The following is an 18,530-nucleotide window of genomic DNA, read 5'->3' as shown; positions in this document are numbered from 1 at the left end:
CGTCGATGGAGTTCGCGCAATGAAGCAGAGTTTCGAACGGCTGCGGCTCGATGGCGTCAGCCGCAGCTTCACCAATGCGGAAGGTGCGCAGGTCGCCGCGCTGAACGGACTCGACCTCGAGATCCGGCGCGGCGAGTTCATCGCGCTGCTCGGCCCGTCGGGCTGCGGCAAGTCGACCGCGCTGAACTGCATCGCCGGGCTGCAGCCGCTCACGAGCGGCGGCATCTGGCTCGACGACACGCGCATCGACGTGCTGCCGCCCGAGCGCCGCGGCTTCGGGATGGTGTTCCAGAACTACGCGCTGTTTCCGCACCTGTCGGTGCTCGACAACGTCGGTTTCGGCCTCAAGATGCGCGGCGTGCCGAAGCAGGAAACGCGGCGGCGCGCGCAGCAGGCGCTCGAACTCGTGCAGCTCGTCGGCCACGAGGGCAAGCTGCCCGGGCAGTTGTCGGGCGGGCAGCAGCAGCGCGTCGCGATCGCACGCGCGATCGTCATCGAGCCGCCGCTCGTGCTGATGGACGAACCGCTGTCGAACCTCGACACGAAGCTGCGCATCGAGATGCGCGCCGAGATCCGCCGCATCCACACGCAGCTCGAACGCGCGACGATCTACGTGACGCACGACCAGGACGAGGCGCTGTCGATGGCCGACCGCATCGTCGTGATGAAGGAGGGGGTCGTACAGCAGGTCGCGACGCCGAAGGACGTCTACACGCGCCCGCACAACCTGCACGTCGCGCGTTTCATGGGTTATCGCAACGTGCTGCCGTTCACGCTCGACGGGATGGCCGGCGGCCACGTCAACGTCAGCGCCGCAGGCGTGCGGCTCACGGGCGTGCCGATGGCCGGCTTCGACGCGAAGGACGTCGCGGTCGCGCTGCGCCCCGACGACATCGAGCGCGCGGCAGACGGCGCAGGCAACGCATTCGACGCGACCGTCGAAACGGTCGAATACGGCGGCCGCGATTCGCTGATCCGTGCGGCCACGCCGTTCGGCCCGATCTGGGCGCGCGTGGCCGGCGAATTCGCGGAGGGCGAGCATTTGCGGTTATGTGTTGCGCCGTCGCGCACGCTCGTCTATGCGGGAGACGCGCGATGAACGGCCGCCGCATCGCGTGCGCTGCAACGCGCCACCGGGAGGCCGCGTGAGCACGCTCCCGGCAGGCGGCACACCGCGCGACGCGAAAGCCTGGCTCGTCACACCCGCACTCGCGTTCATCGTCGCGCTGTTCATCTATCCGTTCGCATACGGTCTCGTGCTGTCGTTCCAGCCGATGAACGGCGGCGGCGCGCTCGCGAACTACGTGCAGTTCTTCACCGACACCGCGATGTGGCCCACGGTGCTCGTCACGCTGAAGCTGGCGGTGCCCGCGACGCTGCTCAACGTCGGCGTCGCCGTACCCGTCGCGTTCGCGCTGCGTCGCAATTCGCCTTACCAGAAGCTCGTCACGACGCTGCTCGTGATTCCCGTCACGCTCGGCACGGTGCTCGTCGCCGACGGGATGCTCACGTATTTCGGGCCGAACGGCTGGTTCCCGCAGGCGTTGCAGGGGCTGCACCTGTACACCGACGAAGTGCGTCTCACGCACAACTACTGGGGCGTGCTGCTGTCGCTGATCGTGTCGGGCTTTCCGTTCGCATTCCTGCTGATGCTCTCGTACATCAGCGGCATCGACCCGACACTCGCACGCGCGGCGGCGACGCTCGGCGCGAACCCGTGGCAGCAGTTCCGGCGGATCTACCTGCCGCTGCTCGTGCCGGGGCTCACGATGGCCGCGTGCCTGTCGTTCGTGCAGGCGTTCTCGGTGTTCCCGTCGGCCGTGCTGCTCGGCGCGCCGGCCGGGCCCACGCGCGTGATCTCGATCGCGGCGGCGGAAGCGGCGTTCGAGAGCTACGACTATTCGCTCGCGTCGGCGATCGCGATCGTGATGGGTTTCGTGCAGCTGCTGGTGGTCGCGTCGATGCTCGGCGCGCGCCGCTTCTTCTATACCGGCGCGGTGACGGGGGGCAAGGGCTGATGGCGACCGACAATCATGCCGCCCGCGCGTGGCCGCCGAAGCACGATGCGCCCGACCCGCCCGACGTGCGGCCCGCCGACGCGAGGAAACCGCGGAAGATGGCAGGCCATCTCGCCGGCCGTGCGTGGCACGCGCTCGTCTGGGGGCTGATGGCGTTCTTCCTGCTGAACGTGATGCTGCTGATCGCGACCGTCGCGGTGAACTCGGTCGCGACACGCTGGTTCGGCACGCCGCTGCCGCAGGGCTTCACGCTGCACTGGTACGCGAAGGCGTGGGCGGACTTCCAGCTCGCGAGCGTGCTGTGGGTGACCGTCGAGGTCGTCGGCGCGGTCGTGCTGCTGTCGATCGCGCTCGGCGTGCCGGCCGCCTATGCGCTCGCGCGCGTGCAGTTTCGCGGCAAGCGCTTCGCGCTGCTGGTGTTCCTGCTGCCGCTGATGGTGCCGCCCGTCACGTACGGGATCCCGATGGCCACCGTGATGTACAAGGTCGGGCTCGCGGGCACGCTGCCCGGCGTGATCCTCGCGAACCTCGTGCCGGCGCTGCCGTTCGTGATCCTCGTGATGACGCCGTTCATCGAGCAGATCGATCCGAATCTCGAAGCCGCCGCGCGCATCTTCGGCGCGAACACGTGGCGCTATTTCCGCCATGTGCTGCTGCCGCTGCTCGTGCCCGGCATGCTCGCGGCGGGGCTGCTCGTGCTGGTGCGCACGATCGGGATGTTCGAGCTGACCTTCTTCACCGCGGGGCCGAGCACGCAGACGCTCGTCGTCGCGCTGTATTACGCGGTGTTCTCGACCGGCGTGCGCGCGCCGCAGTCGATCGACGCGATGGCGATGATCTACATGGCCATCACGCTCGTATGGGTGGTCATCGCGCTGCAGTTCGTGAGCCCGACGCAGCTCGTGAGCCGCGTGAAGCAGGAGCGGCAGTAGGCGAGGGAGAAGCGGAGGGGCGATCGCGCCCGTGCAATTGGTTACAAATGGATACCGCGCACGATACGCGGACGTTGCAGACTACGCGGCGTTCCCCCGATAACGGATATCCATGAAGTTCCAGACGCTGCTGACACTCGCCGGTGCATCGACCCTCCTGGCCGCCTGCAACCTGCTCCACGACGGCCCCGGATCGGGCGACGTCGATGCCGCCGTGCGCCGCGCGCTCGAGGCGGAAAACCACGGCGGGCTGAACGCGCTGTTCGGCCAGCCGCTGCCCGTCTCGGCCGATGTCGTGTCGGCGAAGCCCGACGGCGACTGCAAGAAGGTCGGCGATCGCACCTACTCGTGCGACGTCGTGGTCACGTGGCGCAATACCGACTACAAGCCGTCGCGCGCGAACCTGACCTTCGTGAAGGCCGCCGACGGCTCGTGGCAGACGTCCGGCGTCGACGCGGCGATCGTGACGGGTACCGCGAAATCGCTGGTCGACCAGATCGGCAAGGCATGGCCCGGCAATGCGGCAAGCGGCGCGTCGGCGCCGCAGTGACGCGGTGACCTGCGAGGGCGACGGGCGGGGCGTTTCCCTCCGGTAATACGCGGCCTGTCGCACCCGAACGCCGCGCCGCTCCTTCCGCCGACTTCACGCCATCGACCGATTGCCCGCGAACGCATCGCCGGATGCACCGGGGCTGGCGCAGCGGCGGGGCGGCGCCGGTACGGCGCGAACCCCGCAACCGGTCGCCCCATCCTGTTCGACCGACACTCAGGCGCGGACTGGCAGGGAAAAAGGGCGCGAGCATCGCGTCCGCGCGCGACCGAATGCATCCTCGGTATGCGGGTCGACTTATAGGGAAAACCCTTATTTCGAGATATAATCACGGCCTAAGTGATAGGTCGAACCATGCCTGAACGTTTCCAAACCCTTGAAAAATTTGTGTTTTCCCTCGTCGTGATGTCCGCGGTCGTGTGCTCGGCATTCCTCGCGTACGAGCGTCATCCCGAGATCAAGATCGCGCTGCACGAAGGCGAAGCGCTGATGCGCGAGAGCGCCAAGTATTCGGTCATCTGCTCGCCGTCCAAGGTCGATCCTTGCGTCGAGATGTCCGCTTACTGAAACGCGCGCATTCGGGGCGGGATCAGCGCGCCGGGTGGTGCGCCGCAGCCAAAGCCGGCAAGTTCCAGTGCGGGGCCCGACCAGCGCCAGACCGGCCCTGCAGCATCGGCGGCCCGAGTTCCTTGACGTAGCGCTCGTCAGGCATTCAGACGCACGCCGCAAAACAGGGCGTAAGCAACTCCCAATCCAAAGCCCCGCTTCGAGCAATCGAGCGGGGCTTTTCTCGTAGAGCCGTCGAAACGATCCCGCGGCTGCGCGTCACACCACATGCGTCGGAGCGCCGTCGACGAACGCGGCGACATTGTCGACGAGCTGATCGGCGAGCGCCTGCATCGCCTCGTCGCTCGCCCACGCGACGTGCGGCGTCAGGATGAAGGCCGGATGCGACAGGATCGCGTGGAACGGATGCGCGGCCGGCAGCGGCTCCTGCGTGACCACGTCGAACCCCGCGCCCGCGATCTGCCCCGACTGCAATGCGTCGACGAGCGCGTTTTCATCCACGAGCCCGCCGCGCGCGGTATTGATCAGCAGCGGCCGGCGCGCCATCCGCGCGAACGCGGCCGCGTCGATCAGGTGTCGCGTCGCGGGCGTGAGCGGACAGTGCAGCGTGATCACGTCGCTGTCCCGAAGCAGCGTGTCGAGCGGCGCGTAGTCGTCCCCCGACGCATCGCCGTGCGCGGCGAACCGTACCCGCATGTCGAGCGCGCGCGCGATGCCGGCCACCGCGCGCCCGAGCACGCCGTCGCCGACGATCCCGAGCGTCGAGCCGGCCAGGTCGCGAATCGGATGATCGAAGAAGCAGAACTGCCCGCTGTCGAGCCAGCGCCCCGCGCGCACCGCGTCGCGGTACGCGACGAGGCTGCGGCGCAGCGCGAAGATCAGCGCGAACGTGTGCTCGGGCACCGTGCGGACCGCATACCCGCGAATGTTGCTCACGACGATGCCGTGCGCGGCACACGCGTCGAGATCGACGATGTCGGTGCCCGTCGCGGCGATCGCGATCATCCGCAGGCGCCGCGCGCCGGCAAGCACCGCCGCGTCGAGCCGCACCTTGTTGGTCACGACGATGTCCGCGTCGCCGATGCGCGAAGCGACCTCGTGCACGGCCGTCCGCTCGAACGTGCGCAACGCGTGCGGAAACGGGAACGGCTTCAGCACGGTTTGCGGCGACAGCGTCGCGCGGTCGAGGAACACGATCTTCGCGGGAGAGGAAACGGAAAACATGGCGGGCCTCGCTGGCAGGCGCCCGGGGCGGGCGCGGAACGGGTTCGATTCTGCCGGCGGCGCGCGGGCCGTCGTTTGACCGTTGCGCGAGTGCGCTTTCCCGGATGGAAAGGCTGGCGCACCGCATATGTGAACGGCCGCGGCGCACGCCTTTCCGTTTCGGAAAGGCTGGTTGAGCATCGATCGATTTTCGCCGGGCGGGAACGCCGTCATGATCGCCGTCATCGACAACACGCTTTCATCGGAGACAGCCATGACACGCCCCCTCGACGGCATCCGCGTGCTGGAACTCGGACAACTGATCGCCGGCCCGTTCGCGGGCAGGATGCTCGCCGAATTCGGTGCGGACGTGCTCAAGGTCGAGCCGCCTGCACTCGGCGACCCGCTGCGCAAATGGCGGCTGCTGCACGACGGCACGTCGGTCTGGTGGGCCGCGCAGTCGCGCAACAAGCGCTCGCTGACGCTCGACCTGCGCACGCCCGAAGGGCAGGACGTCGTGCGCCGCCTCGTCGCGGAAACCGACGTGCTGATCGAGAACTTCCGGCCCGGCACGCTCGAAGGCTGGGGGCTCGGCTGGGACGCGCTGTCCGCGATCAACCCGGGGCTCGTGATGCTGCGCGTGTCGGGCTTCGGCCAGACGGGCCCGTACCGCGACCGTCCCGGCTTCGGCGTGATCGCCGAGGCGATGGGCGGCCTGCGGCACCTGACCGGCGAGCCGGGCCGCACGCCGGTGCGCGTCGGCATCTCGCTCGGCGATTCGCTGTCGGCGCTGCACGGCGTGATCGGCGTGCTGCTCGCGCTGCGGCATCGCGAGCAGCAGGGCGGCAAGGGGCAGGTCGTCGATGTCGCGCTGTACGAGTCGGTATTCAACATGATGGAAAGCCTGCTGCCCGAATACTCGGCGTTCGGTGCCGTGCGCGAGGCGGCCGGCAGCAGCCTGCCCGGCATCGCGCCGACCAACGCGTATCGCTGCCGCGACGGCCGGTACGCACTGATCGCCGGGAACGGCGACAGCATCTTCCGGCGCCTGATGGAGCTGATCGGCCGGCCCGATCTCGGCAACGATCCCGCGCTCGCGCACAACGACGGGCGCGTCGCGCAGGTCGAACGCATCGACGCGGCGATCGGCGCGTGGAGCGCGCGGCACGATCTCGACGCCGTGCTGGCCGCATTGAACGACGCACGCATCCCGTCCGGGCGCATCTACGACGTGGCCGACATCGCCGCCGATCCGCATTACCGCGCGCGCGACATGCTCGTCGATGCCGCGCTGCCCGACGGCACGCCCGTGCTCGTGCCCGGCATCGTGCCGAAGCTCGGTGCGACGCCCGGGCGCATCGAGCGCCCGGCGCCCGCGCTGGGCGCGGATACCGACGCGGTACTCGAAGCGCTCGGCATCGATGCGGCGACGCGCGGCGACTGGCGCACGCGCGGCGTGATCTGAACCCGAACCAGGAGACGACGACATGAGCGGGCAACGCACACGGCTCTACATCCACGAAGTCGCGACGCGCGACGGTTTCCAGAACGAAGCGGCATTCGTCGACACCGACGACAAGATCGCGCTCGTCGACGCGCTGAGCGCCTGCGGCTACGCGAAGATCGAGGTCACGTCGTTCACGTCGCCGAGGGCGATCCCCGCGCTGCGCGACGCCGAGGCGGTGATGCACGGCATCGCGCGCGCACCGGGTGTCGTCTACACGGTGCTCGTACCGAACGTGCGTGGTGCCGAGCGCGCGCTGTCGTGCGGCATCGACGAAGTGAACCTCGTGATGTCGACAAGCGAAAGCCACAACCGCGCGAACCTGCGGATGACGCGCGAGCAATCGTTCGCGCAGCTGCGCGACGTGATCGACGCGGTACGCGGCACGGGTGTCGCCATCAACGTCTCGCTGTCGACCGCGATGGGCTGCCCGATGGAAGGGGACGTCGCGGCCGAGGGCGTGCTCGCGTGGATGCAGCGCTTCGCGGATCTCGGCGTGCACGGCTTCACGCTGTGCGATACGACGGGCATGGCGTTTCCGTCGCAAGTGCGCGAACTGTCGGCACGTGCACGCGAGCGCTTCGGCGCGCTGCAGCTCACGCTGCACTTCCACAACACACGCGGGATGGCGCTCGCGAACACGCTCGCGGCACTCGACGCCGGGATCGACCGCTTCGATGCGTCGCTCGGCGGCCTCGGCGGCTGCCCGTACGCGCCGGGCGCGACCGGCAACGCGTGCACCGAGGAACTCGTGCACATGCTCGAACTCGACGGCTACGATACGGGCGTCGATCTCGCGGCCGTGCTGGTCGCGTCGGCACGGCTGCCCGCGCTGATCGGCCACGACGTGCCGAGCCAGATCCTGAAGGCCGGGCGCCGCTCGGACCTTCATCCGCCGCCGCGCGCGGACGCCGGCGACATGCCCGCGCAACGCGCTTTCTCGTGAACGACCAACCGGAGCGAACCTCATGGCACTGATTGACCACCTCGACCATCTCGTGCTGACCTGCGTCGACCCCGACCGGACGACGCATTTCTACACCGAGGTGCTGCAGATGCAGCTCGAAACCTTCGGGGCCGGCCGGATCGCGTTCCGCTTCGGCAACCAGAAGATCAACCTGCACGTGCGCGGCGCGGAGTTCGAACCGAAAGCGCATGTGCCGGTGCCCGGCGCGCTCGACCTGTGCTTCATCGCGTCGGTGCCGCTCGACGACGTGATCGCGCACCTGAAGCGCGTCGAATGGCCGATCGTCGAAGGGCCCGTCGAACGCACGGGCGCGACGCGGAAGATCCGCTCGGTCTACGTGCGCGATCCCGACCTGAACCTGATCGAGATCTCCGAGCTGATCTGACTCGATCCGACCGCCGGCACGCCGGCGGGCACCTCGTGCCCTCGCGCATGCGGCCCGGATCGTACCGGTGCGGCCTGCTGCCGCATCGATCTGCCGCCGAAAACGGACAGCCGGATTCCGCGCTCGCCGATTCCGGATAGCCGGCCCGCGCCGCGCTGCGGATAATGCGTGCTTCGGCGACTGAGAAGCCGCCTTCGCACCGGACGCGACGCCTGCGTCCGCGCTTCCGCAACCCGACCCATACGATTCCGATGACGATCCTCTATCGCGGCATGGACCGCGCGGCCCTCGACGCCGCCTATCTGAACACGAAGGTGGTACCCGATTTCCCGGCGTTGCTGGCGTCGATGCAGGCGCGCAGCGCGGCGCTCTACGACACGACGCGCGGCCGGCGCGACCTGCGTTACGGTGCGCAGCCCGCGCAGCGATTCGACTGGCTGTCGTGCGGTCGGCCCGATGCGCCGCTGTTCGTGTTCATTCATGGCGGCTACTGGCAGCACTGCGCGAAAGAGGATTTCGCGTACGCGGCGAGCGGGCCGCTCGCGCGCGGGTTCGACGTGATACTCGCCGAATACACGCTGGCGCCGCTCGCGACGATGACCGACATCGTCGGCGAGATCGGCGCGCTGCTCGACTACCTGGCGAACGACCCCGACGCAATCGGTACCGCCGGGCGGCCGATCCACCTGAGCGGCCATTCGGCGGGCGGCCACCTGACGGCCGTGTACCGCGCGCATCCGGGCGTCGTGTCGGCGCTCGCGATCAGCCCGCTCGTCGATCTCGAACCGATCTCGCTGTGCGTCCTGAACGACAAGCTGCAGCTCAGCGCGCGCGAAGTCGACGCGTACAGCCCGTTGCGCCATGTCGGGCCCGGCGCACCGACGGTCGTTGCGGTCGGCGATGCCGAGCTGCCCGAACTCGTCCGGCAGGCACGCGATTATGCGACGGCATGCGAAGCGGCAGGCGAACGGATCGTCCACGTCGGGCTCCCCGGCATGCGGCACTTCGACGTGCTCGACGATCTCGCGAAGCCGGACGGTGCGATGCTCGCCGCGTTGCAGTCGATCGCGCCGCGCTAGGCGCTGTTTTGCGCCGTACCGCACCGTATCGCGCGGGGTCGGCCGGGCGTATGATCGGCGTCAGGCCGCCGCGCTGACGGCAAGCGCCGGCCTGGCCTCCCCAGGACCCACGACATGGTGAATCCGCTTCATTTCGATCTGCAATCGCTGCGCGTGTTCGCGCTCGTCGCCGAGCACGGCAGCCTGACGAAAGCGGCCGAGCACGGCCAGCTCACGCTGTCCGCGGTCAGCAAGCGCATCGCCGAGCTCGAAAGCGTGACGGGCAGCGCGCTGTTCGTCCGGCATGCGCGCGGTGTCGAGCTGACGCCCGCGGGCCGCGCGCTGCTCGACCATGCGGCGAAGGTGATCGAGCAGGTCAACCGGATGGCGCACGAGATGAGCGACTACGTCGCCGGCGTGCGTGGCCACATCCATGTGTGGACCAACACGTCCGCGATCGTCCAGTTCCTGCCCGCCGATCTCGCGGCGTTCCTCACTGACAATCCGGGTATCAAGGTCAGCCTCGAGGAGCGTTTGAGCCACGAGATCGTCGATGCGCTCGCGTCCGGCAAGGCCGATCTCGGCGTGTTCGCCGACAACGTGCCGGCCCCCGGTATCGAACGAAGGCTGTACCGCCGCGACGAACTCGTGCTGCTCGTGCCGCGCACGCACCGGTTCGCCGCGCGCGACAGCATCCGCTTCGCGGACACGCTCGACGAGGACTACGTCGGGCTCAGCGACGGCAGTTCGCTGCTCGCGCGCATGACCGACGCCGCGTTCGCGGTCGAGCGTTCGCTGAAGCTGCGGATCCAGGTATCGAATTTCGACGGCGTGAGCCGGATGATCGAGGCGGGGCTCGGGATCGGCATCCTGCCGCGCGACGCGGTGACCGGCGAGCGCGCGGCGCGGCTCGGGGTCGTGAAGCTCGACGATGCGTGGGCGACGCGCACGCTTTGGGTCGGCGTGAAGGCCGGAACGGTGCTGACGACCGATATCGCGAAGCTGTTCGATTTCATGTCGGCGCGTTGAGGCCGGCCTGCGAGCTGGCGGGAATTGTCGCGGTGCGGCTTCGGAGAAGGGCGATCGTCGGGGAGCGTTCGGCTCGCCGCGGCGGGGAGCCGATGCCGTTGTGGGAAGCCTATTCATAGCAGCCGCGCCGGACCGACCGGCCGACGACCGCGAACAGCCGGCGAGTAGTACGGCCCGGATGCAGCCGACAGTCGCGAGCACGGCACATACTTTCCTGTCTGGCCCCGGCAACGCCCGTGCCTGCCGCCCGCACACTTCGCCTTGTCGTCGCGGGTTCGTTCCTTGCACTATCGTTACACCGTTCCCGCTCGTGTCGGCGATGACCGTCGGGCCGGCCCAATTGCTGCCCGCTGGATGGGCGGTGTAACCGATCTCTCCCTTGAAGCCGCCCCGTTGAGCAGTCATTTTTCGCACTCGACACAATATTCCCGCGCCTGAAACGTCTTCAGGTGCATGGAATCGCCACCCACTTCACGCACATGACCGACCCAGACCGCGACATCACCGCGATAGTGATGCGTGAACGAACGAGGCTGGTGAGCTTCATCCGGCGTCGGATTCGCGACCCGGACGATGCCGAGGACATCCTTCAGGACGTGTTTCACGAATTCGTCCAGGCTTACCGGCTTCCGGCGCCGATCGAACAGGTGAGCGCGTGGCTGTTCCGCGCGGCGCGCAACCGTATCGTCGACCGCTTTCGCAAGAAGAAGGAGCAGCCGCTGACCGATCTGTCCGAGGCCGACGACGACGCGGACAGCGAGTACCGGCTGGATCTCGTGCTGCCGGCACACGACGCCGGCCCCGAAGCAGTCTACGCGCGCACGCTCCTGCTCGAAGCCTTGCAGGATGCGCTCGACGAGCTGCCGGCGAATCAGCGCGAGGTATTTATCGCGCACGAACTGGAGGGCCGTTCCTTCAAGGAGATGGCCACGCAAAGCGGCGTTGCGCTCAATACGCTGCTCGCGCGCAAACGCTATGCGGTCTTGCATCTGCGTGCACGACTGCAGCTCATTCATGACGAACTGGACAATATCTAGGGTCTGTTTACATATGGAACGCACATGCGAATGCCCGAAATCGCTCGTCCCCCAAGGGGACTTCCTCCGGGGCGTAGGGCAAGAAGTGAGGAGCGCCGTTTGGCCGAGCCAAACGCCCCGCAGGAAGTCCCCTTGGGGGACAAGCGACGAGCGACGCCGCCATACGGGCGATTTCGGGCATTCCCGTGGAATGAATTTTTTAATTAGGGGTTGCCACGAGAACGGCCGCTCGCCGCGTTGCGCTCCTTGCGAATACGTCAGTATTCGCGGCGTCACGCGCCTCGCGAGCGGCCGTTCTCGTGGCAACGCATGTGCGTTCCATATGTAAACAGACCCTAGAGGAGTCGACAAATGAATTTTCGAATCAGATGCGCGGGCAAGGCGGTGCTCGCCTTGATTGCCATAGGCGTGCTCGGATGGGTCGTCATGATGTTGTGGAACTGGGTGATGCCGGCGCTGTTCGTCGGGGCCCGTACGATCGATTTCGCCCGGGCGCTGGGCCTGCTCGTGTTGAGCCGCATCCTGTTCGGCGGATTCCGCGGACACCACGGCTGGCGCGGCCGGCGCCACTGGCGCAAGTGGGAATCGATGACGCCCGAGGAACGCGAGCATTTCCGCAACGCGTGGCGCTCCGGCGATGACCGGCCCTCGGGAGCGTGAACGTGCGCGAAAAATCCACGGGCGACTGCAAACAGCAACCGGGCGTGATCGTGCCGGTCGTCGATCTGAAGCGTTGCGAAGGCAAAGGGGATTGTGTCGCGGTTTGCCCTGAAAACGTGTTCGAGGTCAGACGCATCGACCCGGCCGATTACGTCGGCCTCGGCCTGATGCATCGCCTGAAGCTGCGCGTGCACGGCATGGAAGTCGCCTACACGCCGAACGCGCATGCGTGCCGGTCATGCGGACTGTGTGTGACCGCGTGCCCCGAGCGCGCCATCACGCTCGCCCGAATCGCATGACAACCTCCGCATGTCGCCGATATCGAGCGACCGCGCCGAAACCCTGGCGGGAGAGGCGCCGCCGGATACATCGTCGACGTGATCAATCTCGTCAAGGAACGCACATGGCTTCACCTACCGCCGTTCTTCTGCGACGGCTCCACGAAGAGAGCCGGACCGAAATCATCGCCCGCGCCCGCGCGCAGTTCCTGGGATCGAACGAGGAGTTTCTGTCGTTAGCAGAGGAATACGAAGCGATCGCCCCCCGTCTGCGGGGTCGGTTTCTCGAAACGTTCGGGCTGTTCACCGACGACTTCGACTCCCCGGAAGGCAGCCGGCTATCGTTGGCCGTGTCGCCGGAAACGGGCGGGTTCTTGCGCAACATGGTGCTCTCGCAACGGCCGGCCCGCATCCTCGAACTCGGCAGCTCGTGCGGCGTGTCCACGCTGTATTTCGCCGAGGCACTGCGCACGTTGGGCCGTGGCGTGGTCGTCGCGACCGAGCGCGACCCGCTCAAGTGCGCCCGTTTGCGCGATCACGTCGGCACGGCGGGCCTGGACGCCCATGTCGACATCCGGGAGGGCGACGTATTCGAGACCGTTGCCGAACTGGACGGGCACTTCGACATGGTATTCATCGACGTCTGGGCCGACGTCTACCTGAAGTTGTTCAGGCAGATCGAGCGCCTGCTGCGCCCGGGGTCGATCGTCCTGGCCGACAACATGTACACGGCCGAGGACGCCGTTCGACCGTACAAGCACTATCTCGATGACGATCCGCGCTTCTCGACCATGACGCTGGATTTTGAATCCGGGATCGAATTCACGGTCGTCGTTTCTCGAGCGGACATGGCGTCGCAGGGCCCTTGCCGCGACGGCGCGCAGTGAAGGGCGGAACCGTCGATCGCCGGGCATCCCGCTTCGGATTTTGCCCGCCAGCGGTCGGCGCACGCGGGCGTTGCGTGACCGCAGCCGTAACCGTGACCGTGCGCGGAAGATGCGACCGTCTGCCGTGGGCCGCCGGGCGACCGTTAGCCCGACCATCCGCGAAGCATCAGGAACGATGCGTGAGCGCGTTCCCGCGCCCCGCATCGACACACGCTCAAACCGGATTGATTTCGTCCTGGCTGCGCCGCGTCGTCAGCGGCCCGAGCACGCGCAGCGTGACGGCGACCATGCCGAGCGCAACCGAGATCACGCCGAACATCGCGCCCGCGCCGTAACCGCCGAGCACCGGCAGCAACACGAACGGCAGCGCACCGCTGACGATGCGCGACAGCGCATAGGTACTGCCGATCGCCGTCGAGCGCACGCGCGCCGGAAAGATCTCCGCCTGGTACACGTGATACGCGTTGCTGAACACGTTCGACGCGCAGGTCGTCAGGAACCCGAAGCCGACGATCAGCACGGTTTGGCCCGAGTACGCGAAGCACAGCCCGAACGCCGCGATCGACAGGATCGACGCAATCACGAGCGTGCGGCGCTCGATCCAGTTGAGCAGCGGAATCGACAGCAGCGAGCCGACCGGATAGCCGATGAACGACAGCGCGATGAACAGCGTACTGTCCGTCACGTCGAAGCCGCGGCTCTTCACGACCGTGCCGGCCAGCGTGCCGAAGCCGTAATAACCGAAGCCCTGGAACAGATGAAAGATCGCGAGCATCAGGTAGCGCGCGCCGTACGGTTCGCGCCGCAGCAGCGCGAAACGCTCGCCGAGCCCGAGCGGCCGTTGCGGCTCGACCGGTTCCGCGAATTGCTCGGGCACGCGCACGCCGGTGCCCTCCGCGAAGCGCCGCAATGCCGCGTATGCATCGGCGGTGCGGCCCTGCGCGAGCAGCCAGCGCGGGCTTTCCGGCAGCCGGTGCTGGACGAACAGCACGTACACCGCGCCGAGGCTGCCGATCGCGAGGATGATGCGCCAGCCGGCCACGCCGCCCACGTGCAGCGGATTCAGCCACAGCGCGAGGAAACCGACGAGCGGCACCGCGACATAGGAAGTCGTATAGGCCCACGCGGCGAGGCGCCCGCGCTTTTCCTTCGGCAGGATCTCGGACAGGAAGCTGTCGGCAACCGGATAGATCGCGCCGACGCCGATGCCGGTCAGGAACCGGCACGCGACGAGCATGTCGGCGTTCACGGAAAACGCGCCGACCAGCGAGAACGCGCTGTACCACGTGAGCGTCAGCAGGAAAGCCTTGCGCCGGCCGATGCGGTCGGCGAGGCTGCCGAGGCACATCGCGCCGACGAACATGCCGATGAACGCCGAGGCCAGCAGCAGCTTGAAATCGGTGCTCTGCCGGCTCAGTCCGTATTCGTTCTGCAACGCGGAACCGATCGTGCTGACGAGGAAGATCTCGTACATGTCGAAAAACAGCCCGATACCGATCACCCAGACGACGAACCGGTGCAATGCGCCAACCGGCAGGTCGTCCATGAAATCGCCGAGCGTGACGCGGCGGGCGGGGAGGGCCGACCCGGCAGCGCCCGTGCCGGCGGCGGCCGCAGGTCGTGCGGGCGCGGGTTCGCCCGCGTTGCCGCCGAGATCGAGGGAATGGCTGTTCATCGTGTCTCCTGATTATCGGTACGCCGTGGCGCGAAGCCCGGCCGTTCGCGACCGGCGCGATGCATCCGGTCGCACGACGTGGCGGCAGGCACCGCAAGGCCGTTGAAAGGGCCGGACAGGCGGGCTGTACCGATCGTCCGGCACATGGTGGGCAAATCCGCGGCACGTGATAATTGCGGATGTTTCAAGCGTCCTTTCCCGCGCAGAAAGGGTGAGGAACACGCGACAGCCGGCATCCGCGCGTGAGGCCCGTGCAGCCTGCGTGGCGTGCGGTCGTGCACCGGAACCGCCGGCGCGCTCACGCAACCGGCTGGCCGGGAAAACCATGAGGCCCGTTGCGCGACTGCCGGCGAAACAACCGCCGGCAGTCGGGCCGTCATGCTCAGTCGGCCGGCACGAACGCCGCCCCGTGAAACACGCGCACGGGGTTGCCGCGCTCGAGCGCAAAGTGCTGCATCCGCCGCTGCCGGCGCGCGTCGGACGCGTGACGGTCGGCTTCCTGCTGCAGTCGAACCTGCAGCAATTGCAGCGCGAGGCGCTTGTTCGCGTGCTGGCTGCGCTCGCTTTCCACGCGCACCGACAGGCCGGTCGCGACATGGGTCGCACGAATCGCCGAGCTCGTCTTGTTCACGTGCTGGCCGCCCGGCCCGCGTGCGCGCATCGCTTCGAACCGCACGTCGCCATCCGGCAGCGGCTGCGCGTCGGCGCAGCGCGTGACACCGATGAACCAGTTCTTGCGCGGATGGCGCAACCGGTACGGGCTCGCGCAAATCCATTGCAGCGTGCCCGTCCAGCGGTTCGCCAGCGCCTGCGCGCCGGCACCGTCGAGATCGAGCAGCGCCGAGCGCAACGTGCCGGGCCGTTCGCCCGGTTGCACATCGAGCACCGTGACGACGACGCGCTGCGCATCGGCTTCCGCCTGCAGGCACCGCAACGCATTGGCCGCGGCGAGCTGGCACTCCAGCGGCCCGTGTGCCGAAGAAATCTGCATCAGCATCGGCCGGCCTCCCCGGACGTCTTGTAGGTCAGCACCGGCGCGAGCCGCGCGAGCTTGCGCAGCAAGCCGGCCGCCTCGAGCGCGTCGACGACGCTGTCGATCGGCTTGTAGGCCTGCGGCGCTTCCTCGTACAACAGTTCGCGGTCTTCGCAGACGACGTGGCTGCCGAGCGGCGTACGCGTGAGCTGCGACGGGGTGAAGCGCCGTTCGAGACGCCCCTTGCAATCGCCGCGCGCCCACTTGCGGCCCGCGCCGTGCGCAAGCGACGCGAGGCTGGCCGCATCGTCGGACCGCACGGGGGCGACGAGATAGCTGTAGTCGCCGCGCGACCCGGGAATGACGACCGGCCCCGTATCGGCCGGCGTCGCACCTTTGCGATGCAGCCAGCCGGGCTCGCCGTCGACGCGCGCGCGGCTCACCAGGTTGTGGTTCACGTCGAGCACGCACCGGCCGTCGCTGCGCCAGCGCGCCAGCATGCGCCGCGCGATCAGGTCGCGATTCGCGATCGCGTAGCGCAACGCCGCGTCGTGGCGCGCAAGGTAGGCCGTGCATGCGGCATCCGTGTCGTCGAGCCCGTTGTAGCCGTGCTCGCGCATGTGCTGTTCGAGGATCGACTGGCCGAAACCGCGCGACCCGCTGTGCACGAGCAGCAGCAGGCGGTCGTGATCGAGGCCGAGCGCCTGGACGGCATCGGCGTCGTACACCGCGTCGATCCGCTGCGCTTCCGCGAAATGATTGCCGCTGCCGATCGTGCCGAGCGATGCCGCGAACGCGTGATCCGCGAACCCGGCGGCCGCGATGAGCGGCTGCCAGCTTGCGTCGGGCGTGGTGTCGATCGAGCCGAGCCGGCTCGCGAGCTTCGACGCGCTGACGCGCCGCGCATCGAGCGCGGTTTGCCACAGCGCCATTCCGCAGCCGATATCGCCGCCGATCAGCGCCGGGTACAGCCGGCCCGTCGAAAAGAACGCGGCGCCGACCGGGTAGCCGCGTCCGGGGTGAAGATCGGGCATGCCGGCGACACGCCGCATGCCGGGGAGGGTGGCAGCGTGTTCGAGCTGCCGGATGGCCTCACCTTCGATCCAGGTGGTGGCGCAAGCGCACAAGGTGACGCGCTCGCCCAGGTATTGCATGGAATTGCCCATGGAGGTTTCCGTTCGATGAAAAGGTAGAACGGCGGGCCATGGCACAGGCAGCGCTCGAATGCGCTGCCCGACATCGGAAGTCGGGAAGAGGGCGGCACGACCGGATCGGAACGACCCGGCTCATCGCCGTGACGGCGATACGGTGTGCTGCTGCGTGGCGTGAACGATGAAACAGACGGACGCGAAAAACCCGGACTACGACCCGCGACGGGAGGAGCGTTGGCGTGACGTCATGATGTTCTTCTCCTTGCGAGTGAGGGGTTGATCGGAATGGCGGCGACTCTAGCATGCACGCGACGGGCGCAGCAAGCGGGTAGCACGGCGGCGCCTACCGAATCGTCGCCCGATGTGGCGAAAAACACACATATAGACATCCTGACAATTCTCGTGCCGACGGTGCGTGCGGCACGCCGCAGCAGGTATTCAACGCATGCCGGCGGCCGCATCAGCGGGTTCCGACAGCGCTTGACAGTGCAAAAGCAGTTTCGTAGCATCCGCCTGCTTCATCCCTGAACCCTCATCGAACCGGTGATCCAAGTGCCCGCAAACATTCGTCCCTTCGCCTGATACGCCGACGACTGCCGTCCCGGCCGCGTGTCGTCCTGCCCGTTTCCGTCCGCCTCGCGGCGCCGGAACGTCGACTGCAGGAACGCGCCCGGACAAGCACTGACACCGCAACGCACACCAGACCGTTCGTTCACGTCGTCGGCTTTTTCCCCTGTTTCCGGAGAAAGACCATGACGCTGGATTTTCGCGCATACGCGCAATCGCTCGACCTCGCCCGCTACCCGCGCACGCCGCATCTCGAAGGCTCGCGCCTGCAGGACGGCGACGAAGGTCGCGAACACGTTCCCTATCGCACCCTCGCGGGTGCACACATCGTCGTCGAGGAAAAGCTCGACGGCGCGAATACGGGCATCAGCTTCGGCCCGGCGGGCGAACTGCTGCTGCAGTCGCGCGGCCACTACCTGGCCGGCGGCGGCCGCGAGCGGCAGTTCGGTTTCGTGAAGACGTGGGCCGCCGCCCATGCAGGCTGGCTGCTCGACCGCCTCGGCGATCGCTACGTGATGTACGGCGAGACGATGAGCAAGAAGCACGCGGTGTTCTACGACGCGCTGCCGCATCACTTCTTCGAATTCGATGTGTTCGACCGCACGACGGGCCGTTTCCTGTCGACGTGCGCGCGTCGCGCGCTGCTTGCCGACGGGCCTGTGCTGTCGGTGCCCGTGCTGTACGAAGGCATCGCCCCGGCGCGGCTCGCCGACCTGAAGGCATTGCTCGGCCCGTCGCTCGCGAAGACGCCGGACTGGCGTCGCGCGTTCGAGGAAACGGTGCGGCGGCAGGGGCTCGACCTCGCACGCGCATGGCAGCAGTGCGACAAGTCGGCGCGCGCGGAAGGGCTCTACGTGAAGGTCGAGACGGACGACACGACGACCGCGCGCCTGAAGTGGGTCCGCCACGATTTCGTGCAGGCGATTCTCGAATCGGCGCGCCATCACTCGGAGCAGCCGTTCATCCCGAACCTGCTCGCGCCGGATGTCGACCTGTATGCGCCGCGGCCGACGGTCACGTGGCGATCGATCGCCGCGACGCACGCGCACCCATGAATGCGGAACGGCCGTGCGCCGTTTCGAGAGGAGT

The 18,530-nt window shown here is 67.8% G+C and carries 20 protein-coding genes; 15 read left to right on the top strand and 5 right to left on the bottom strand.

The window, feature by feature from the left end; genetic code table 11:
* Positions 1–19: 19 nt before the first annotated feature.
* The 5 genes from ABIC51_RS08810 (at position 20) to ABIC51_RS08790 (ending at position 4,067) form a co-directional block, all read left to right on the top strand.
* Complete coding sequence (locus tag ABIC51_RS08810; protein WP_027787393.1) at positions 20–1,099, top strand: ABC transporter ATP-binding protein; 1,080 nt, start codon at positions 20–22, stop codon at positions 1,097–1,099.
* Positions 1,100–1,145: 46 nt separating this feature from the next.
* Positions 1,146–2,018, top strand: coding sequence for an ABC transporter permease (locus ABIC51_RS08805; RefSeq protein WP_175852654.1), 873 nt, complete (start codon positions 1,146–1,148; stop codon positions 2,016–2,018).
* Positions 2,018–2,950 carry an ABC transporter permease gene (locus ABIC51_RS08800; RefSeq protein WP_027787391.1) on the top strand — a complete coding sequence of 311 codons (933 nt, stop codon included), beginning with the start codon at positions 2,018–2,020 and terminating at the stop codon, positions 2,948–2,950. The genes ABIC51_RS08805 and ABIC51_RS08800 overlap by 1 nt, the downstream gene beginning before the upstream one ends.
* A 112-nt stretch (positions 2,951–3,062) precedes the next feature.
* Positions 3,063–3,500 carry a hypothetical protein gene (locus ABIC51_RS08795; RefSeq protein WP_021159623.1) on the top strand — a complete coding sequence of 146 codons (438 nt, stop codon included), beginning with the start codon at positions 3,063–3,065 and terminating at the stop codon, positions 3,498–3,500.
* 354 nt (positions 3,501–3,854) lie between these two features.
* A complete protein-coding gene (locus tag ABIC51_RS08790) occupies positions 3,855–4,067 on the top strand; it encodes a hypothetical protein (RefSeq protein ID WP_006497261.1) in 213 nt (70 codons plus the stop codon).
* Positions 4,068–4,325: 258 nt separating this feature from the next.
* On the opposite strand, the gene ABIC51_RS08785 is transcribed toward ABIC51_RS08790, so the two are convergent.
* The gene (locus ABIC51_RS08785) at positions 4,326–5,291 is read right to left on the bottom strand and encodes a D-2-hydroxyacid dehydrogenase (RefSeq protein ID WP_354006410.1); all 966 of its coding nucleotides are present in this window, start codon (positions 5,289–5,291) and stop codon (positions 4,326–4,328) included.
* Between the two features lie 253 nt (positions 5,292–5,544).
* On the opposite strand from ABIC51_RS08785, the gene ABIC51_RS08780 reads away from it, so the two are divergent.
* From ABIC51_RS08780 to ABIC51_RS08760, 5 genes are all read left to right on the top strand, one after another.
* Positions 5,545–6,735 carry a CaiB/BaiF CoA transferase family protein gene (locus ABIC51_RS08780; protein WP_119337039.1) on the top strand — a complete coding sequence of 397 codons (1,191 nt, stop codon included), beginning with the start codon at positions 5,545–5,547 and terminating at the stop codon, positions 6,733–6,735.
* Between the two features lie 22 nt (positions 6,736–6,757).
* Positions 6,758–7,720, top strand: coding sequence for a hydroxymethylglutaryl-CoA lyase (locus ABIC51_RS08775; protein WP_027787388.1), 963 nt, complete (start codon positions 6,758–6,760; stop codon positions 7,718–7,720).
* Positions 7,721–7,742: 22 nt separating this feature from the next.
* Entirely contained in the window at positions 7,743–8,126 is a 384-nt protein-coding gene (locus tag ABIC51_RS08770; protein WP_027787387.1) for a VOC family protein, read from the top strand.
* A 251-nt stretch (positions 8,127–8,377) separates the two neighbouring features.
* Positions 8,378–9,205, top strand: coding sequence for an alpha/beta hydrolase (locus ABIC51_RS08765; RefSeq protein WP_175899754.1), 828 nt, complete (start codon positions 8,378–8,380; stop codon positions 9,203–9,205).
* Between the two features lie 114 nt (positions 9,206–9,319).
* Positions 9,320–10,213, top strand: coding sequence for a LysR family transcriptional regulator (locus ABIC51_RS08760; protein WP_021159618.1), 894 nt, complete (start codon positions 9,320–9,322; stop codon positions 10,211–10,213).
* Positions 10,214–10,614: 401 nt separating this feature from the next.
* On the opposite strand, the gene ABIC51_RS08755 is transcribed toward ABIC51_RS08760, so the two are convergent.
* Positions 10,615–10,818 carry a hypothetical protein gene (locus ABIC51_RS08755; RefSeq protein ID WP_226129744.1) on the bottom strand — a complete coding sequence of 68 codons (204 nt, stop codon included), beginning with the start codon at positions 10,816–10,818 and terminating at the stop codon, positions 10,615–10,617.
* Here ABIC51_RS08755 and ABIC51_RS08750 point away from each other — a divergent pair.
* The 4 genes from ABIC51_RS08750 (at position 10,729) to ABIC51_RS08735 (ending at position 13,075) form a co-directional block, all read left to right on the top strand.
* Entirely contained in the window at positions 10,729–11,250 is a 522-nt protein-coding gene (locus ABIC51_RS08750) for an RNA polymerase sigma factor (RefSeq protein WP_226127201.1), read from the top strand. The two genes, ABIC51_RS08755 and ABIC51_RS08750, sit on opposite strands and share 90 nt — an antisense overlap.
* A 351-nt stretch (positions 11,251–11,601) precedes the next feature.
* Positions 11,602–11,910: a hypothetical protein gene (locus tag ABIC51_RS08745; protein ID WP_027787384.1), complete on the top strand. Its 309-nt coding sequence runs from the start codon at positions 11,602–11,604 to the stop codon at positions 11,908–11,910.
* Between the two features lie 2 nt (positions 11,911–11,912).
* A complete protein-coding gene (locus ABIC51_RS08740; RefSeq protein ID WP_175852648.1) occupies positions 11,913–12,209 on the top strand; it encodes a 4Fe-4S dicluster domain-containing protein in 297 nt (98 codons plus the stop codon).
* Positions 12,210–12,313: 104 nt separating this feature from the next.
* A complete protein-coding gene (locus ABIC51_RS08735) occupies positions 12,314–13,075 on the top strand; it encodes an O-methyltransferase (RefSeq protein WP_175899752.1) in 762 nt (253 codons plus the stop codon).
* 214 nt (positions 13,076–13,289) lie between these two features.
* On the opposite strand, the gene ABIC51_RS08730 is transcribed toward ABIC51_RS08735, so the two are convergent.
* The 3 genes from ABIC51_RS08730 to ABIC51_RS08720 all read right to left on the bottom strand — a co-directional run bounded on the left by ABIC51_RS08730 (position 13,290) and on the right by ABIC51_RS08720 (position 16,889).
* Positions 13,290–14,750 (bottom strand): MFS transporter, encoded by a 1,461-nt coding sequence (locus ABIC51_RS08730; RefSeq protein WP_175899750.1) that lies wholly within the window; start codon positions 14,748–14,750, stop codon positions 13,290–13,292.
* A gap of 382 nt (positions 14,751–15,132) precedes the next feature.
* Complete coding sequence (gene prfH / locus ABIC51_RS08725) at positions 15,133–15,747, bottom strand: peptide chain release factor H (RefSeq protein ID WP_175899748.1); 615 nt, start codon at positions 15,745–15,747, stop codon at positions 15,133–15,135.
* On the bottom strand, positions 15,741–16,889 hold the full coding sequence (locus tag ABIC51_RS08720) for an RNA ligase RtcB family protein (protein WP_175899746.1): 1,149 nt from the start codon (positions 16,887–16,889) through the stop codon (positions 15,741–15,743). The genes prfH and ABIC51_RS08720 overlap by 7 nt, the downstream gene beginning before the upstream one ends.
* 737 nt (positions 16,890–17,626) lie before the next feature.
* Here ABIC51_RS08720 and ABIC51_RS08715 point away from each other — a divergent pair.
* A complete protein-coding gene (locus ABIC51_RS08715) occupies positions 17,627–18,496 on the top strand; it encodes an RNA ligase family protein (RefSeq protein WP_175899744.1) in 870 nt (289 codons plus the stop codon).
* Positions 18,497–18,530: the final 34 nt, after the last annotated feature.

Source organism: Burkholderia sp. 572 (assembly GCF_040545135.1).
GTDB lineage: Bacteria > Pseudomonadota > Gammaproteobacteria > Burkholderiales > Burkholderiaceae > Burkholderia > Burkholderia cepacia.
The sequence above is the reverse complement of the archived record's forward strand: the minus strand, read 5'-3'. Positions and strand labels throughout refer to the sequence as shown.

Bases quoted from the DNA above. Each gene is read 5' to 3' on its own strand.
- ABIC51_RS08810 (WP_027787393.1), top strand. From the start codon at position 20: ATGAAGCAGAGTTTCGAACGGCTGCGGCTCGATGGCGTCAGCCGCAGC.
- ABIC51_RS08800 (WP_027787391.1), top strand. From the start codon at position 2,018: ATGGCGACCGACAATCATGCCGCCCGCGCGTGGCCGCCGAAGCACGAT.
- ABIC51_RS08795 (WP_021159623.1), top strand. From the start codon at position 3,063: ATGAAGTTCCAGACGCTGCTGACACTCGCCGGTGCATCGACCCTCCTG.
- ABIC51_RS08790 (WP_006497261.1), top strand. From the start codon at position 3,855: ATGCCTGAACGTTTCCAAACCCTTGAAAAATTTGTGTTTTCCCTCGTC.
- ABIC51_RS08785 (WP_354006410.1), bottom strand. From the start codon at position 5,291: ATGTTTTCCGTTTCCTCTCCCGCGAAGATCGTGTTCCTCGACCGCGCG.
- ABIC51_RS08780 (WP_119337039.1), top strand. From the start codon at position 5,545: ATGACACGCCCCCTCGACGGCATCCGCGTGCTGGAACTCGGACAACTG.
- ABIC51_RS08775 (WP_027787388.1), top strand. From the start codon at position 6,758: ATGAGCGGGCAACGCACACGGCTCTACATCCACGAAGTCGCGACGCGC.
- ABIC51_RS08770 (WP_027787387.1), top strand. From the start codon at position 7,743: ATGGCACTGATTGACCACCTCGACCATCTCGTGCTGACCTGCGTCGAC.
- ABIC51_RS08765 (WP_175899754.1), top strand. From the start codon at position 8,378: ATGACGATCCTCTATCGCGGCATGGACCGCGCGGCCCTCGACGCCGCC.
- ABIC51_RS08760 (WP_021159618.1), top strand. From the start codon at position 9,320: ATGGTGAATCCGCTTCATTTCGATCTGCAATCGCTGCGCGTGTTCGCG.
- ABIC51_RS08750 (WP_226127201.1), top strand. From the start codon at position 10,729: ATGCGTGAACGAACGAGGCTGGTGAGCTTCATCCGGCGTCGGATTCGC.
- ABIC51_RS08745 (WP_027787384.1), top strand. From the start codon at position 11,602: ATGAATTTTCGAATCAGATGCGCGGGCAAGGCGGTGCTCGCCTTGATT.
- ABIC51_RS08735 (WP_175899752.1), top strand. From the start codon at position 12,314: ATGGCTTCACCTACCGCCGTTCTTCTGCGACGGCTCCACGAAGAGAGC.
- ABIC51_RS08730 (WP_175899750.1), bottom strand. From the start codon at position 14,750: ATGAACAGCCATTCCCTCGATCTCGGCGGCAACGCGGGCGAACCCGCG.
- prfH (WP_175899748.1), bottom strand. From the start codon at position 15,747: ATGCTGATGCAGATTTCTTCGGCACACGGGCCGCTGGAGTGCCAGCTC.
- ABIC51_RS08720 (WP_175899746.1), bottom strand. From the start codon at position 16,889: ATGGGCAATTCCATGCAATACCTGGGCGAGCGCGTCACCTTGTGCGCT.
- ABIC51_RS08715 (WP_175899744.1), top strand. From the start codon at position 17,627: ATGACGCTGGATTTTCGCGCATACGCGCAATCGCTCGACCTCGCCCGC.